Genomic DNA, 15,329 nt, shown 5'->3' on the forward strand with positions numbered 1-15,329 from the left:
GGCCGTGAGTTCGACATCCGGACCGGACGAGAGCGACAGTTCTCGAGGTGGCCGCAACAGTGGCTACTCCGCGAGCGCCCGCAATTCCGCCGTCGAGAGTGGCCGATTGTAGAGTCGGACGTCCGTCGCGGTCCCGTCGTAACCACGACCGAAGAGGTACTCGCCCTTCAGTAGCGTCCAGCTGGCCCAGTCGGTCTCGAACTCGAGTGGTCCGTCGAAGCGAGCCTCGTCGATCACCTCGCCGTCAACGGCGAGTGCGAGGTGGTCTCGCCCGTCCCAGACGCCCGCTACGTGATGGGACTCGTTCGCCGCCATGTCCGCCCACGCGACCGTACGCTCATCGTCCGGGCCGCGCAGCGAGAATCCGATTCCCGATTTCCCCGTGAGACCGACCCCGAGCGTGACCGCACCGCCGAAGTTCGCGAGGACCTGGGGCCTCGTTACGTCTCGCGGTTCGATACGCGCGGCGACGGAGATACCGCCGGCGAACGTGGTGGCGTCGTAGCGGTCGAACCCGAGGTCGACGCCGTGTGATCCGTCGCCCTCGAGTTTCGAGCCGGCGAGCTGGTCGGCGGGCAGCCCGCGGAGGACGGTCTGTACCGTGTCCATGTGCTTGTACGAGCCCGTCGTCCAGAGGACGGGCACGTCCTCGCCGGCGTTTCGCGGGACGACCGGCCTGAGGTCGCACCCGGTCGACCGTTTCGTCACCGTCATCTCCGCCCACGTCTCGCCGCCGGTCGCGGTCTCGAACCGCCGGAGTTCGCACTGGTCGCCTCGAGAGACGCAGCCGTAGACGACGTTCGGGTCGTCGCGGTCGATCGAGAGTCCGCCGGAGTAGTGCAACTCGATTGGCCGTCTGGCGACGTAGCGGCCCGCATCCGCGAGGTGGTAATCGCACCACTGGTCGCCGTCCCACCGCGCGTACCGGTATTCGTGGGCGAGCGTCGACGGAAACGTCGCGTACGCAACGACCGGGTTACCGTCGTCGTCGACCGCACTGTCCCAGACCCAGGCGTAGTGGTTCCCTGCAGCGGTGGAGTCGTAGACGACCTCGAGGTCCGACTTCGTCATCGGCAGGTCGTCAGGGCCAGCGATGAGCGACCCGTCAGCGGCGTAGAAGTGTTCGTTGCGAAACTGGGCGTACATAACGTTCCATTTGGGGGCATCGCCACCGCGCTCGGCGTCGGTGAAGAAGAAGTGTATCGCGTCGTCTCCGCGAGCGGGAACGAAGTACATGGAGTAGTGGCCCTCCGGGGGGACGGCGATTCGCGTCTGGTCGCTCCAGGTCAGCCCGTCGTCTTCGGAAACCCGGTAGTAGAGGTTGCCGTCGCCCATGTAGCCGTACTTGTCGTTCGTCGCGTCGCGCGTGTAGGTTCGATCCCGGTAGAACAGGTACAGCGTCTCCGGATCGTCGGGCGACCGGACCGGGTTCGGGTACGTGACGCTCTCCTGTTCGATACGCCGGGTCGGACCGAACGCCGACACGCTCTCGGGATCACAGGAGACGGTGTAGTGCAGCGCGTCGCCGTTGTGGCCCGCCCAGAACAGCAGAATCCGCCCGTCGTTACGGAGGAGGAGCGACGGGTTCGTGTGGTCGTCGTCGGAGAACGATTCGTCGACGACGGTCGTCGAAAACGACCGCGTCTCGTGGTCGTAGGCCCCGGCGACGATATCCCGTCCGGTCGGGCCGCCGAGGTAGCAGACGTACGTTCGCTCCCGATCACCGACGTGTCTAACCGCCCGCGGATTCGTAAACCAGATCCAGCGGGCGTCGATCCCGTAGTTACCGTGGTTGCCCTCGAGCGAGCGGTCTCGAACGATACCGTCGGGCGATCGCTCCCCCGACCAGTGTCCGAGGAGCCCGCGCGAAAGTGAGATCTCGTCTCTCATTTCCATTCTATGGTACTCACTCACGCAGTGTGGTTTATACGTTTCCCCGCACTCGAGAACGCGCTTTGGACGCAAGAGAGGGGTGACCGGAAATATAATGGTCCAACACCCGAATGGTACCGACAGCGATCATGGATTACGACCCATTGCGGGAGAACCTTCGATCAGTCGCCTTCACGATACCGACGCCGTTCAGCGAGGACGGTGAGGACGTCCTCGAGACACGGATCGCCGAGAACGTACGAACGCTGTACGACGAGGGCGCTCGGGTCTTCATCCCCTGCGGGAACACGGGCGAGTACTACTCGCTGTCACAGGCCGAACGAATCGACGTCGTCAGGGCGACGGTCGAGGCGCTACCCGACGACGCCACGGTCGTCGGCGGGGCCGGCGGCAGCACGAAGAACGCGACCGAACTCCTCGAGAACTACGCCGAGGCGGGTGCCGACGCTGCGATGATCATGTATCCGCGTCACACCTACGTTCACCGGGAGGGACTGATCGAGTACTACCGCACGCTCGCGGACGCGACCGATCTCGGACTCGTCGTCTACAAGCGTGGTTCGTTGCTCGACGAGCCGGTGCTCGAGGAACTCTCGACCATCGAGAACGTCGTCGCCGTGAAGTACGCCGTCTACGACGTCAAGGAGTTCTCACGCCTGGTTGAGACCGTCTCAGGTGACGTGGAGTGGCTCAACGGCGTCGCCGAGCGCTACGCGCTCGCCTACGCGGTCGAGGGTGCGACCGGCTTCACGACGGGGATCGGCAACTTCATCCCGCGGCCCGTCCTCGAGCTGTCGGACGCACTCGCCGCCCGCGACTGGATGCGCGCGAAGGAGATCCGTGACGCCCTGCGCTCCTACGAGGACTTGCGCGAGGAGGATGGCGGCGGCCCCGCTTTCGGATCCGCGAAGAACGTTCCCGTCGTCAAGTACGGCACGGATTTGCAGGGAATGCACGGCGGTACCATCCGCGAACCGCTCGTCGAACTCTCGGCCGAGGACCGCGGCCGCGTCGAGTCGTTCCTCGAGGACCTCGATCGTGATGGACTCCTGTCCTGAACCGATGCGGGTGGGCTGCCACTCGTCTCCCGCGGGCGTCGAATCTGGCCCTAACGATACGTATTACTGTCCTCGGTTCGAGTCCCAGATATGACCGTCGAGTCGCTGCTGTTAGACGGTGGGACCGTCCACACTCTCGACGATGATCGGACGACGTCGAACGCAATCAGGTTTCGAAACGGCCGGGTCGACGCCCTCGGAGCCGAGGCTCGAGACGTTTCGGGTTCGGACGCGGACTTCGTCGACCTCGACGGGTGTGTCGTTCTCCCCGGGTTCAACGACGCACACACCCACATTCCGTCGGTCGGTATGACGCTACACGAGACGGATCTCGAAGCGGTCGAACGTCGGTCGGACGCGCTCGACCGCCTGGCGGAAAACGCCGCGAACACCGACCCCGGCGACTGGGTACTCGGCTTCGGGTACGACGAGAGCACCTGGCCGGTCGGCGACCGCGAGTACCTCACCCGAGCAGAGCTCGATGCCGTCAGCGACGACCACCCGATCGCCGCTCAACGAGTGGACGGCCACACGATTACGCTCAACACGGCGGGGCTGGAACGCGTCGACTTCGACGGCGTCGAGGGCGACCTCCGACGGGACGCCGACGACGACCTGACCGGCGTCGTCGTCGAAGACGCGGTGATCCGAGTCCAGGAGGCGACGTACCCGGACCGCGAGAAGGCACGAACGATCCTCGACCTCGGTGTTCGACGGGCCAACGAACTCGGACTGACGTCGATCCAGGACATGGTCGGGATGACGACGCCACCTGGCGCAGGCGATTCGATTCACGCCGCCTTCCACGAGGCGTGGCGCGAGAACGACCTCCCGATCCGACTGGGCTACTACGTCCACGTCGACCACGTCGACGAACTTTCGACGCTGGAACTCGCCAGTGGGTTCGGTGACGACCGACTCCGTATACTCGGTCTGAAGGTGTTCGCGGACGGTTCGATCGGCTCTCGAACGGCGAAACTGACGGGCGAGTTCGCCGACGACCCCGGCAACGACGGTCAGTTCGTGATCGACCCAGACCGCCTCGAATCGGCTTTCGCAACCGCCGCTCGAGCCAACCAACAGATCGCGACCCACGCAATCGGCGACGAAGCGATCGACGTCGTCCTCGACGCTTACGAGACGGTTCTCGCCGACTACGATGTCCCGAACCCACGGTTGCGGATCGAGCACGTCGAACTCGCGACCGACGAACAGATCGAGCGGATGGCCGACCTCGACATCGTCGCGAGTATGCAACCGAACTTCCTGCAGTGGTCCGAGTCGGACGGACTCTACGAGGCGCGCCTCGGCGAACGCTGGTCGCGCGGGAACAATCGCTTCCGGTCGATCCAGGATGCTGGCGTCTCGCTCGCGTTCGGCAGCGACAAGATGCCGTTCGGGCCGCTGTACGGCATTCACTGCGCGGTGAACGCACCCCACCCAGCTCAGCGACTCTCCGTCGACGACGCCATCCGTGCGTACACCCGTGGTGGGGCCTACGCCGAGTTCGAGGAAGATCGGAAGGGAACGCTCGAGCCAGGGATGCTTGCCGACGCGGTGATCCTCGACCGAGATCCGTACGAACACCCTCAGGAGATCGCCGATATCGACGTCCTGGCGACGATCGTGGGTGGGGAATTCGTCTACAGAGCCGACGTGTCGGACCGTCTCACACGGTCGGATGCGTAACGACGCGATAGAGGACGGACTCCCCGATGGGCTCCGTCGTCGAAGCGCCACCCACTCTCCTGGATCTCACCGATGGCCCACTGATCGCGACCGTCATACTCGAGGCGATCGCTGCGTTCTCGTCTTCGGTAACGACTTACCGTCATTACGAACGGTTTCTCGTATTGGAGTATCCGCCTCCATCGGCCTCGGATGAACAGGCAGACGAGCGGAACGCATGGCTTGAAGTATTCGTGAATCACTACCGCTCGCAATTATCCAACGATCTGGATCTTGGGATTAGCCAACGACGGCTGACATTCCATATAGCAATATGTTGTTTATTCAGCCCAAACCAGTCATTCCCGTAACCGAAAGATGTTGTTTCGATAGGGTGCTTCGACGAGCTCTTCCCAGTTGTGCGTGTACCTGTCCATCACGTCGCCAACGTCGCCTCTGACGTACTTGACGACGTACGCATCTCCCAGCCGGTTGCGCATTTCCGTGGTGAAGAAGTGACGAAAATAGTGCGGCGTGACGTTCTCCTCCGGCCCCGCACCTTCGGTGTACCATCCCCACCCTTCGGCTACCGAGCGGACGTGAGCTCGCACGGCGTCGCTCGTCAACCGTTCGCCGTAATCCCTCGAGAGGCTCACGAACAGCGGGTCGGCGTCCGAGATCGGGTCGGGGCGGACGGCCAGCCAACGCACGAGGGCGTCTCGCAGCTCCTCGTCGATTGGGATGCGGGTGTCCCGGTGGCGTTTGTTCCCGTCGACACGCGTCTCCCCGTTCGCGACGCTTCCAACGCCGATGTTACTGCTCACGAATAGCGTGTCCGGGTGATCGCGGATCGCCGCTCGCTCCGGCTTCGAACGATGGTCTCGAACGGCAGCGTGATCGAGGTGGACGTCACGCATATCGAGGTTGCACGCTTCGCCGGCCCGCATTCCGGTCTTCACCAGCAACGTCACGAGGGCCCGTCTGAGAGGATGTTCGACACCATTGACGAACTCGCCCATCTGTTCGACGGTTACGTGGCGGCGCGTCGGCGAGGAGTCGCCTTTCTCGCTCATCTCTTCCATGACGACCACCATGGGGTTGGCGTCGAACGTGCCGACCTGGGCCATGTACCCGTAGAACCGGTTGAGGTGGACAGCCTTCGTCCGGATCGAACCAGGGGCGTAGCCGTCGTCGCGCAATCCCTGGATCCATCGCAAGCAGTCGAGGCGATCAGCGCTGTCGAGCGTTTCTTGCTCGAGGTGGTCGTCGAACTGCCGAAGCGTCGTCTCGTAGTCGTTGACCGTCGTTTCTGACCGCCCGTACAGCTCCATCTCCTCGATGAACGTCGCGATTGGGTCCGTCGTAGCGTCGGTCGATGCTCGCGTGAGGTCTTTTCCTCCCATCTCGGTCACCGGTTCAGGACGAATCCGCCATCCTGGACGGAGTAATCGATGTCACCGGCGTCGTTCAGTCGCTCGAGTGCGGCCGTCGTGGATTGCTCGACCTCGTCGGTCAGCCCATCGACGATTTCGTCGGTTGGGAGAGAACCAGTCTGGCCCAGGTGGGTGAGGATACGCTGTTCGATCAAATCGTCTAAAGTGGTGTCTTCGCCCCCTGTACCCTGGGGGTCGAGGCCGAAATCCCGCCGTCCAGCGTTGATCATCGCGCGAATGTACGCCGCTCGAGAGCCGAACCCCATCTGTTCGGCCTCCTCGTCGTAAATCTCGAGCTGGTACTCGGGGACGTCGACATTGAGGGATCGCTTGTCCTGCATCGTCTCACTACTCAGGACTCGTGACAGTCACTTAATAGTGATGGTTAAGGACGGCTTATGCGCCTAATCCGTTCAGAAACCCCTAATTTACCGGCAAATTACGTACTGTTTGACCCCTATTGAACGGCTTAGTGAGGTAAGATGATTTATCCATGGGTAATTTTGAGTCGGTCTGCCGATCCGTTCAGCTCAGAAGGTAGTGTTCAGTATCCAACATTCATCACGGTTATCCCTGATTTCTCGAGGAACGATTTCGCGTGGTTCTACCAGCTATTAATCTCGAGTGCAGAAGAGGACCAGATGCCGTGCGATGATACGCACACAGTCATTCACGTACGTATCTCGACAATGACGTGCAAGGTCCAGAATTGGCATTCAGCCCGATACCACACCAGAGCAGTGCTATCGACCAACGGCTTGACCGAATCTGACTTCGAAGAAGGCCTCTCGGCAGAAGACTCCGGAAATACTGAGAAAACCGTTGACGCGGTTTGCGGCGTAACGTACACTTGCAGTGAAGTACCACGGGCGCGGTGGCCCGTGGCTTCGCCATGGTCTCTGGCACGAGGCCAGCGGAACGACCGGTGGCGAATTTAATTCCGCCCGCGCTCGTCTCTGGCGAGACTCGCGTAGAACCAGTAACACCCGAACACACTGGGAGTGCCACCGCAACAGAGGTCGTCTGTTGCTGCCGTGGCGGGTGTGTCCGTGGGCGTCCGCCCCTTCACGAGGGCGCGACACAGGCCCGGCGCACCGCGTCTTACCCCGAAATGGGTGCGCGGGTTTTGCGAGGCCGATAACGTGGGTTCCAATCAACAGTACGGCGTTCCGATACTTAAAAACGGGGACGCAGCCGAGCGGACGCGCTTCACCCCCGCCCACGATGGGGCAGGGAACTCGCGCTGCTTTTCGTTTAGATTTCAGCCACCGAGGCGCGCGAGGGTCCGAGTCAAGCGTACGATTGTGCGAGGGAGACTATGGCATCAGTATCGGAAACCAGGACAAACAAAGAGATCGTTCGTCGATTCGCGAACGAGTTCGTCAACGAGAGCAACTACGACACAGCCAGAGAGTTTCTGGACGCGGATATCGTCGATTCCACTTCACTGGGCGAAACAACGGGCCGTGAGGCGGTCGTGGAAACCACGGAGGAACTACGGAAGGCGTTTCCCGACTTCGTCGTCACTCCGGAAGAGACCGTCGCGGAAAAAGACACGGTCGTTGTCCGGATGACACAGCGGGGAACACACGAGGGAGTGTTCATGGGATACGAGCCGACCGGGAATGCGTTCGAAATCGGGGCAATGGCGTTTCTGCGCCTCGAGGACGGAAAGATAGCGGAGCGTCGAGTCAGGCCCGACGTACTCGGGATGCTCCGACAGTTGGGGGTCACGACACTGCAAACCGCATAACTCGGGCTACTGGGGCCCCATCGTTTTTTCGATTCACTTGGTTGTTGAGCCATGTTCAGGCCAGGGATACAGCAGTATCTGATCGATCCGACGGATCTTTTCATACCTCGACCTCACACGAAATTGCGTTCAGCCCATACCCGTTTTTCAGCTAAATACTCTGTACCTGCAGGTCAGTGGATTGCCGCGACTGGCGACCAGTGATTCTCATCACCACGCCAGCACCCAACAATCACGAACATTAGTTTTCAATTCCTGTATTATATTTACGAATACATAAATACCTCTGGACTGTAACTGGTGTATGAACTCGGCCAAATTCAACGACCCGCTCGATCAGTCCGAACCCCCAGTATATCTACCCGGAACACCGACTGTCTCGTTCTTAGAGTACGTCGAGTTGTTCATCAGAATGCTGCGTCGGTAATACGGTAGCATCGAGCTGCAGGCACGCACACTCTTTCCGCCTGCCTGCCATCCGGGACTCACGTGAACGAGGTGTTCCTCTTTCTGGACGCAAGTGTGCGCCCCTTACGGTCGTTCTGACTGACCTAGTCAGTCGAATCTTGACTTGCTCTGTACTGTGTTCGCGCCCATTTCTGCTACATGACATACGTCGTCGATTAGCTGCTCCCAGGTGAACGTCACTTGCTCGAGAGTCCCCTTTTCTGAAGCCTGGTTTGAAAACTGTACGAACGAGTACCAAAGCCGACGAATTCCACGATCGGTAACGCTCTCGGCCTGAAGAAATGGTCGAGACCGTTCCGTCCGTGTGTACCCACTGTCACGAAAAACCTTCGTACTCGTCGATGACTCGAAGAATCTCTCTATGCGGAATCCCAGTCCTGTGGGGTTTTTGACGTCAATCGCGATTACGTTTCTCGCTTGCTCGCCTATCCACTGCTCGTTCGGCTTTGCAATCGGCTTCCTCGTCGGCCACGTCGTAGTCAGTAGCGACGAACCGTTCGTTGACGACAGCAGCGCATGAATAGTCGAGGCGAACTGATTCACCAGTGCGTGGCTCACTTCAATCGCTTCGTCTGCGCCATCGCTTCCGTCCGTCGGAATCAGAATAGCTGACGACACGAGAGAGTACGCTCGTCCCGAATCATCGAGTAATCACGGATGCTCGCTGAAACCCGCCCATAAACCACTAAATGCTATATCAATATGGTCGGTGGTTGCGAGAGCAGGTTGGTGCAATCGACCCGCAAGTCGGCTCAGCGATGGATGCACATCGATAGATGCTATCTATGCGATCACACGGTTCACGTCTCCTCCGGTTTGCCGAACGTGTAGAGGAACATAGGCGTCTGTCCGTCGGCACGCGGGGACAGAAACGACGTCACGCGGTCGTCGTAGAACGTGAGCCCGGTTCCGCCAAGATCACGATGTGCGTAGGTCGCCAGATAGCAACGACCGGCGGTCACCGCCGCCTCGAGCTGTGCCAGTCGGTACCCTCGGTTCCCGAGTCGATCGACGACCGCCTCGAGGTCCGTCAGGAAGTACACGCAGGCCGCGGCTTCCCCGCCGAGGCGCTGGTCGAGCGCGAGGTGGGCTGCCTCCTCGCGACACTCGCCGTCGACCAGGCGCTCAAGTTCGCCCGCCTCGGGGTGGTAGTGGTATACGCCGGGCGGAACGTCGGCGACGCCATTGACGAGCACGTACGCGTCGACGAACTGGAGCGGCGAGGCGTCGGATTCGCGACCGTCGAGCGGAACGCCTCGTGTGGCACGATCGAGCACCGTCGAAAATTTCCGAAAGCTAACCGGTTCGCGCTCGTAGGCGCGACAGGAGCCCCGGCGACGGATCGTCGCGTGTAGCGGCCGCTTCGACTCCGTCTCGTAATCGACCGGGTCGAGTTCGATCCGGTCTCCATCACCGCCTTCTCGTCGTCCGACCGATTGCGCTCGTGCAGAAGAGCGCCACTCACGAGCGGTGTCTCCGCTCTCGAGCGTACTCGCCCGCCAGGCGTCGTGGACGAGCGGGAACTCCTTCTCTTCGGGTGACAGCGCCGCAGTCGCCGGATCGATTGATTCGACGGTGGGTGCGTCGGGCGCACGATTACCGGCGCCGACGGGGACGAGTTCGAGCGGCGCTTCCCGTCGTGGGTTGACACCCAGCAGTTCGACGACGCGCTCGTCAGCGAACCCGAGGACAACCTCTGCGGGGAGGGAAAGCGATTCCGCGGTCGCCAGCAGGTTCGCGAGAACCGTTCCCGAATCCCAGAACGCGTGACGGTACGTCCGGTCGCGGTACTTCCAGGCGTTTCGCCACCAGGTCGACGTCGCGACGAACGTGACCGGTGCAGTCGCGACGCCGTCGTGATCGCTGGCGGCCGCGAGCACACCCCGGTAATCCCCCTCGCGAAGCACGTCGAGCGACAGCGACCGGGGCTCGAGGTGGTAGACGCCGGCTTTCAGATCCATGAGGTCGCCACAGACCGCGTACAGATCGACGTGGTACAGCGCCCCGGTGCAGGCCGCGGCGCGAAAGAGTAGTTCGCGGCCCTGGCGGGTGAGTTGCTTCGTGATTCCGGTCGAGAAGTACGACAGCGCCGTGAGCGCATCCAGGTCGACGGCTCGCTCGTGCGAGAAATCGGCGTGGGTGGACGTGATCGCCGACAGCGCAGGAATGCCGGTCACGCGAACACGCTCCGATAGCGCCTGTCGCGGGAGGTTCTCGTAGCGCTTGAAGGGGCGAGGCTTGTTGTCGAAATCGAGCCGATGGCCGCTCTCCCGGACGCTCCGCGGGGAATGTTTGGTGCGCTCGTGGTACTCGAGGGCGCTGACCATAGTGGTCTCCTCTACGGCAGTCCCAATCAATCCAGGGTGTGGTTTACCAGGTATTCCTCACTCGTATACGAACACGCGAGCCATCCCCCCGCTCGAGGTGGTAGACGTTGTGACAGTGGAACAGCCAGTCGCCCGGATTGGTTGCGCGGAAGTCGAACGTCACCTGATCGCCGTGGGGCACGACGAGGACAGTGTCCTTGACAGCGTCGCCGACCTGAAAAAGTGACCGTGGAGGTGCACGGGTGAATCGTCAGGCTGCGGTTCACCATCCGGACGCGGACGTGATCGCTCTCGCTACGAGCGGGTCGGCGTCCGGGTACACCTCCCCATCGATAGTCCACGCGTCGGCGTCGGCGCCGTGGATCAGCACCGTCTCGCCGGCGGTCACGTCACCACGGTCGACGACTCACCTCCCACGCGGTCGCGCCCGTGAGGGGGAGCGCTGCCGCCTCTCCGTGAGTGAGCGACTTGGGCTTTCGGGTGACGACCGATTCGTCGGCGACGTGATACTCGGCGTAACTGCTCTGTTCGCCGAAAATTTCCGGCGTGTGAACAGCTGCGTCGCTAATCTGTGGGTCGAGTCGAATCGGCACAGTCCACCATTTCGGATCGTTTGCACTTCCAATCCTATCCCGCTACGCAAACTGAGCCCCCGCTAGACGGGATCAGCGAACGTTGCGTTTTGACCGCGTGGGCCGATTACAAGTGAGTGGGAATCGCGACGAGATTGATAGTAATCGCACCACTACGACAATCTGTCGCGCTATCTACCGTGCGCGACAGTATCGACCCGATCAGTACCCACCTAGTAGACCCTGACCTGGGATTGGTGACGGGTACCTTCCTCCCCGTCGCCAGTTCAGAGGGATTATCGTAGCAACCGGATATCTCGAGTTCTGCCTTCCAGCCACGCGAATTCCGGTTCTACGCCTCTTCGTCGTAAGTTGGCCGCCAGCGACTGCCGAGCGACTGCGAAAGCTCGTCGACGACGCCGTCTGCATCAAAACACCAGCGTCGTTCAGTGCAGGTGGCCGGGTTCCTGCCACGTTCAGTCAGCTCTCCGAGACGGAGAATAACGTGCCTCGACGACTCGAGTTCGACGGGGCAGGCGTCAGTTGCCTATCACCACTCATCAGTTACCAGTTATCGGTCACCGTCACCGTCTCTCGATCCGAGCAACCCGGGCGTCACCGCTCGAGCGCTCGATGTGCACGTTGTACTGCTCGTTATCTGCTTCCGTCCGAACGATCCAGTACCCGCCCTGTTCGTACGGTTCCTCGAGCACGGTCGCGTCTTCGTGGCCTTCCTGGACGAGCACGTCTCGAGCGATTTCGATCGCGCGTTCGGCGGTTTCGACGCCGGCCTCTGCCGCCGTTCGCGTCACTAGCATCGACGCGTCTGCCCCACGCAGGACGCGCTCCGTGACGCTCCCGATCAGGAACCGATCGAGACCGCGTCGATCGTGTGTCCCCATCGCGATCAGGTCCGCACCGTGTTCGTCGGCGTACTCGAGAATGCACTGGTGCGGTGACCCTTCCTCGATGGCCGTGACGACGTCGACGCCTTCCGGCGCCCGGCGGGCCGCTTCCTCCGTTACGGTCTCACCCTCTTCTCTAAACCTTTGGGCCAACTCCTCTTCGGACGCTTCGAAGGAGTAGTTTTGCTCGACGTCGATCACGTAGAGTACGTGAACGGTCGCGCCAAAGCGATCGGCTACCTCGTAGGCCTGTCCCACGGCACTGTTTGCGGCGTCGCTTCCGTCAGTCGGCAGCAGAATCGTCCGGTACATACTCGATCGTCACCAGCCTCCCTCATTATATTCTCGGGGTCGTTTCTGGACTGGCCTCGTTTCGACGGCGTTCCTGTGGATTCAATGCACCGTGAAAATAGTCGGAAAACTGGGAAATATGAGCATCTCGTGCGTGTTCCGACTCCTGATTCCCACTAGTACTCGATTTTAAATACTGTATTCGTATTCGAGAGGTTTGGTATCGAGCAGGCTCGATTCCCTGACCACAACTGGGTCCAAAAAGCAGAGCGACAGTCTCCAGATGGGAACTCGCTAAGTTGCACTACCATCGACGAAACAATCATCCGGCTCACCGACAATGGAGTGGCTGCCTGCCGCCGCCGGCCTGTAAATCAACGACTGCCTGCTCGCGTGGCTGTTTCCAACGGGAATACCGCTATCACCTTGAGCTTTCTTGCCGGATCCGTTGACAAACACCGTCTCCACCACCGCGATTCTGGTTGATTCTTCACATTGTGTACACGCAGCACTTTCCTGCCGTGGGCTTCGAGTTCAATACGACCGCCACGAGCTCGAAACGCCGCCGAATGTATAAATAGATGGATAAAAATACAGATTCACTCGTTTAGGAACTGTTTCGATTACACTGGTTCAACAACTGTTGGAAAACAGATATAGATCTACATATCTTACTCGATCCTCCGCATCTGAACACTGACCATTGGGCGGCAGGTACATCTAACCAATGTCGGGCGAGGCTCGCAGCACTCGCGACGCAGTCTCGAGGCGCTCGAGGACTGGTCTACGCCGATCACAATCTCGTTTGATCGGCCGACAGTGTCACCGTCGTACGTCGTCCCGTACGTGGTACTGCAGTGCTCTCGTCCGCGTCTGCTTGGTGTCCATTATCCGAGGTGGGTCGCATCCGCCTGCTGCATATCGGCGTAGTCAACCGTCCGCGCTTTCTTCGTCTCGAGTGCCTCGCCGGTGTCGGGATCGAACAGGTACAGGTCGTCGTCGGAGAAGTCGAGTCTGACCTGATCGCCCCGCGAGAATCGGATGTGCGAGTCGATACGGGCGGTTAGCTCCACGTCGCCGACCTCGAGGTAGACGACGTTTTCGTCGCCCATCGCCTCGACGACAGTGACCTCGGCGGAGAAGCCGCCATCGTCGACGATCGAGAGGTCTTCCGGTCGGACGCCGACGGTCAGCCGATCGTACCTCTCGATACTCGAGGCGAGCGAATCGTCCGAAACCGTATAGGTGAACGTCCCCGGACCGTCGAACTGCACCCTCCCGTCGACCGCGTCGACCGTCGCTGTCACGAAGTTCATGCTCGGGCTGCCCAGGAATCCCGCGACGAACTCGTTTGCCGGACTCAGGTAGACCTCTTCCGGCGGCCCGACCTGTTGCAGTTCACCCTCGTTCATCACGGCGACACGGTCACCCATCGCCATCGCCTCGGTCTGGTCGTGCGTGACGTAGACCGCCGTCACCTCGAGTTCTCGCTGGAGTCGCAGGATTTCCTTGCGCATGACGTCGCGAAGCTTCGCGTCGAGGTTCGACAGCGGTTCGTCGAGCAGGAAGACGGTCGGATCGCGGACGATCGCTCGCCCGAGGGCCACGCGCTGTTGCTGGCCGCCCGAGAGCTCGCCAGGTTGATCCTCGAGGAGCTCCTCGATGCCGAGCATCTCGGCCGTCTCCTCGACGTGCTGTTCGATCTCTCGCTCCGAGTGATCCGATGACAGCCGCAGCCCGAACCCGATGTTCTTCCGGACGGTCATGTGTGGATACAGCGCGTAGTCCTGGAACACCATCGCCACGCCCCGCTCGCGCGGCCGTACGTCGGTAACGTTCTCGTCGCCGAAGACGATCGATCCCGACGTAACCGACTCGAGGCCGGCTATCATTCGCAGCGTCGTCGTCTTGCCACAGCCACTGGGGCCGACGAAGACGAGGAATTCGCCGTCTCGGATCGAGATGTTCAGATCGTCGACCGCCTGGACGGCCTGTCCGTCGGGGTCGTAAATTTTGTCAACGCTCGCTAATTCGATCGACGTCATTCGCGTGTATGCTATCACTCCATCAGTATTAATGTGCCGGGTATGGGCAACGGGTGAACCGAGAACGGTGAGAGGCACGAACCGATTACATCGAGTTCGTGAACCCGCGGACGAAGTGATCCTGTAGCCACAGGAACAGGACGATCATCGGGATGATCGCGATCGTCGCCGCGGCCATGATCTGGTCGAAGTAGATTCGGTGGTGACCAGTCAGCCGTTCGATCGCCAGCGGGATCGTGAACAGTTCCTCGCTCTCTAAGATCACCAGCGGGTAGAGGAACATGTTCCACTGGGAGATGAAGAGTATAACCGCGAGGGCGGCTAACATCGGCTTCATCGCCGGCAGTGCGATGCGATAGAAGATCTGGAACTCCGAAGCGCCGTCGATTCGCGCGGCGTCGAGCCACGAGTCGGGGATCGAGAGCATGCTCTGGCGCATGAGGAAGATCCCGACGGGATTCGCGAGGAACGGCAGTATCAACGCGAGGTGGGTGTCGAGTAACCCGAGCTGGGCCATGAGCAGGTACATCGGAATGACCATGATCTGAACCGGCAACACGAGCGTCGCCAGGATGAAATAAAACAGCGGCTCCCGGTACGCAAACTCGTACTTCGCGAACGCGAAGCCCGCGAGCGCACACAGAAACAGCGAGATGATCGTGTAAACTGTCGCGACGAAGACGCTGTTCCAGACGCTGCGCAGGTAGGGGAACCGCGCTTCGAGAGCCTGCACGTTCTCGACGAAGTGCGTTCCCGGGAGGAGCCGCGGCGGGAGGGTGAAGAACTCCTCCTGGGGAAGCGACGCGGCGACGATCATCCAGTAGAGCGGAACGAACGTGATCGCGACGATGACGAGCAGTCCGATGTAGACGGCGAATCGGACGGGAAGCGGATCCTTCGATTGAGTTGTCGACAT

Annotated in this window: 13 protein-coding genes; 3 read left to right on the forward strand and 10 right to left on the reverse strand. The window is 61.0% G+C overall.

Annotation, left to right across the window (positions count from 1 at the left end; translation table 11 throughout):
• Nucleotides 1-63: 63 nt before the first annotated feature.
• Nucleotides 64-1,896, reverse strand: coding sequence for a BNR-4 repeat-containing protein (locus tag J1N60_RS11305; RefSeq protein ID WP_312907497.1), 1,833 nt, complete (start codon nucleotides 1,894-1,896; stop codon nucleotides 64-66).
• Nucleotides 1,897-2,021: 125 nt separating this feature from the next.
• On the opposite strand from J1N60_RS11305, the gene J1N60_RS11310 reads away from it, so the two are divergent.
• Nucleotides 2,022-2,951 (forward strand): dihydrodipicolinate synthase family protein, encoded by a 930-nt coding sequence (locus J1N60_RS11310; protein WP_312907499.1) that lies wholly within the window; start codon nucleotides 2,022-2,024, stop codon nucleotides 2,949-2,951.
• Nucleotides 2,952-3,041: 90 nt separating this feature from the next.
• On the forward strand, nucleotides 3,042-4,640 hold the full coding sequence (locus J1N60_RS11315; protein ID WP_312907501.1) for an amidohydrolase: 1,599 nt from the start codon (nucleotides 3,042-3,044) through the stop codon (nucleotides 4,638-4,640).
• A gap of 338 nt (nucleotides 4,641-4,978) precedes the next feature.
• On the opposite strand, the gene J1N60_RS11320 is transcribed toward J1N60_RS11315, so the two are convergent.
• A complete protein-coding gene (locus J1N60_RS11320; protein WP_312907503.1) occupies nucleotides 4,979-6,022 on the reverse strand; it encodes a tyrosine-type recombinase/integrase in 1,044 nt (347 codons plus the stop codon).
• A gap of 5 nt (nucleotides 6,023-6,027) precedes the next feature.
• Nucleotides 6,028-6,393, reverse strand: coding sequence for a DUF5805 domain-containing protein (locus J1N60_RS11325; protein WP_312907505.1), 366 nt, complete (start codon nucleotides 6,391-6,393; stop codon nucleotides 6,028-6,030).
• 977 nt (nucleotides 6,394-7,370) lie between these two features.
• Between J1N60_RS11325 and J1N60_RS11330 the strand changes: the two genes are divergently transcribed.
• Entirely contained in the window at nucleotides 7,371-7,805 is a 435-nt protein-coding gene (locus J1N60_RS11330; RefSeq protein ID WP_312907506.1) for an ester cyclase, read from the forward strand.
• 1,268 nt (nucleotides 7,806-9,073) lie between these two features.
• On the opposite strand, the gene J1N60_RS11335 is transcribed toward J1N60_RS11330, so the two are convergent.
• The 7 genes from J1N60_RS11335 to J1N60_RS11365 form a co-directional block, all read right to left on the reverse strand.
• Nucleotides 9,074-10,600, reverse strand: coding sequence for a SagB/ThcOx family dehydrogenase (locus J1N60_RS11335; protein WP_312907508.1), 1,527 nt, complete (start codon nucleotides 10,598-10,600; stop codon nucleotides 9,074-9,076).
• A 43-nt stretch (nucleotides 10,601-10,643) separates the two neighbouring features.
• Entirely contained in the window at nucleotides 10,644-10,781 is a 138-nt protein-coding gene (locus J1N60_RS11340) for a multicopper oxidase domain-containing protein (RefSeq protein ID WP_312907509.1), read from the reverse strand.
• An 81-nt stretch (nucleotides 10,782-10,862) separates the two neighbouring features.
• A complete protein-coding gene (locus J1N60_RS11345) occupies nucleotides 10,863-10,988 on the reverse strand; it encodes a hypothetical protein (protein WP_312907510.1) in 126 nt (41 codons plus the stop codon).
• A gap of 1 nt (nucleotide 10,989) precedes the next feature.
• Nucleotides 10,990-11,193, reverse strand: coding sequence for a hypothetical protein (locus J1N60_RS11350; protein ID WP_312907512.1), 204 nt, complete (start codon nucleotides 11,191-11,193; stop codon nucleotides 10,990-10,992).
• 563 nt (nucleotides 11,194-11,756) lie between these two features.
• Complete coding sequence (locus J1N60_RS11355) at nucleotides 11,757-12,389, reverse strand: universal stress protein (RefSeq protein WP_312907513.1); 633 nt, start codon at nucleotides 12,387-12,389, stop codon at nucleotides 11,757-11,759.
• 866 nt (nucleotides 12,390-13,255) lie between these two features.
• Nucleotides 13,256-14,413 (reverse strand): ABC transporter ATP-binding protein, encoded by a 1,158-nt coding sequence (locus J1N60_RS11360; RefSeq protein ID WP_312907514.1) that lies wholly within the window; start codon nucleotides 14,411-14,413, stop codon nucleotides 13,256-13,258.
• 85 nt (nucleotides 14,414-14,498) lie between these two features.
• Nucleotides 14,499-15,329 carry a carbohydrate ABC transporter permease gene (locus J1N60_RS11365; RefSeq protein ID WP_312907516.1) on the reverse strand — a complete coding sequence of 277 codons (831 nt, stop codon included), beginning with the start codon at nucleotides 15,327-15,329 and terminating at the stop codon, nucleotides 14,499-14,501.

It is taken from the genome of Natronosalvus caseinilyticus, from assembly GCF_017357105.1.
GTDB classification, from domain to species: Archaea; Halobacteriota; Halobacteria; order Halobacteriales; family Natrialbaceae; genus Natronosalvus; species Natronosalvus caseinilyticus.

Coding starts and splice junctions, on each gene's coding strand:
- J1N60_RS11305 (WP_312907497.1), bottom strand. CDS start 1,896: ATGGAAATGAGAGACGAGATCTCACTTTCGCGCGGGCTCCTCGGACAC.
- J1N60_RS11310 (WP_312907499.1), top strand. CDS start 2,022: ATGGATTACGACCCATTGCGGGAGAACCTTCGATCAGTCGCCTTCACG.
- J1N60_RS11315 (WP_312907501.1), top strand. CDS start 3,042: ATGACCGTCGAGTCGCTGCTGTTAGACGGTGGGACCGTCCACACTCTC.
- J1N60_RS11320 (WP_312907503.1), bottom strand. CDS start 6,022: ATGGGAGGAAAAGACCTCACGCGAGCATCGACCGACGCTACGACGGAC.
- J1N60_RS11325 (WP_312907505.1), bottom strand. CDS start 6,393: ATGCAGGACAAGCGATCCCTCAATGTCGACGTCCCCGAGTACCAGCTC.
- J1N60_RS11330 (WP_312907506.1), top strand. CDS start 7,371: ATGGCATCAGTATCGGAAACCAGGACAAACAAAGAGATCGTTCGTCGA.
- J1N60_RS11335 (WP_312907508.1), bottom strand. CDS start 10,600: ATGGTCAGCGCCCTCGAGTACCACGAGCGCACCAAACATTCCCCGCGG.
- J1N60_RS11355 (WP_312907513.1), bottom strand. CDS start 12,389: ATGTACCGGACGATTCTGCTGCCGACTGACGGAAGCGACGCCGCAAAC.
- J1N60_RS11360 (WP_312907514.1), bottom strand. CDS start 14,413: ATGACGTCGATCGAATTAGCGAGCGTTGACAAAATTTACGACCCCGAC.
- J1N60_RS11365 (WP_312907516.1), bottom strand. CDS start 15,329: ATGTCGACAACTCAATCGAAGGATCCGCTTCCCGTCCGATTCGCCGTC.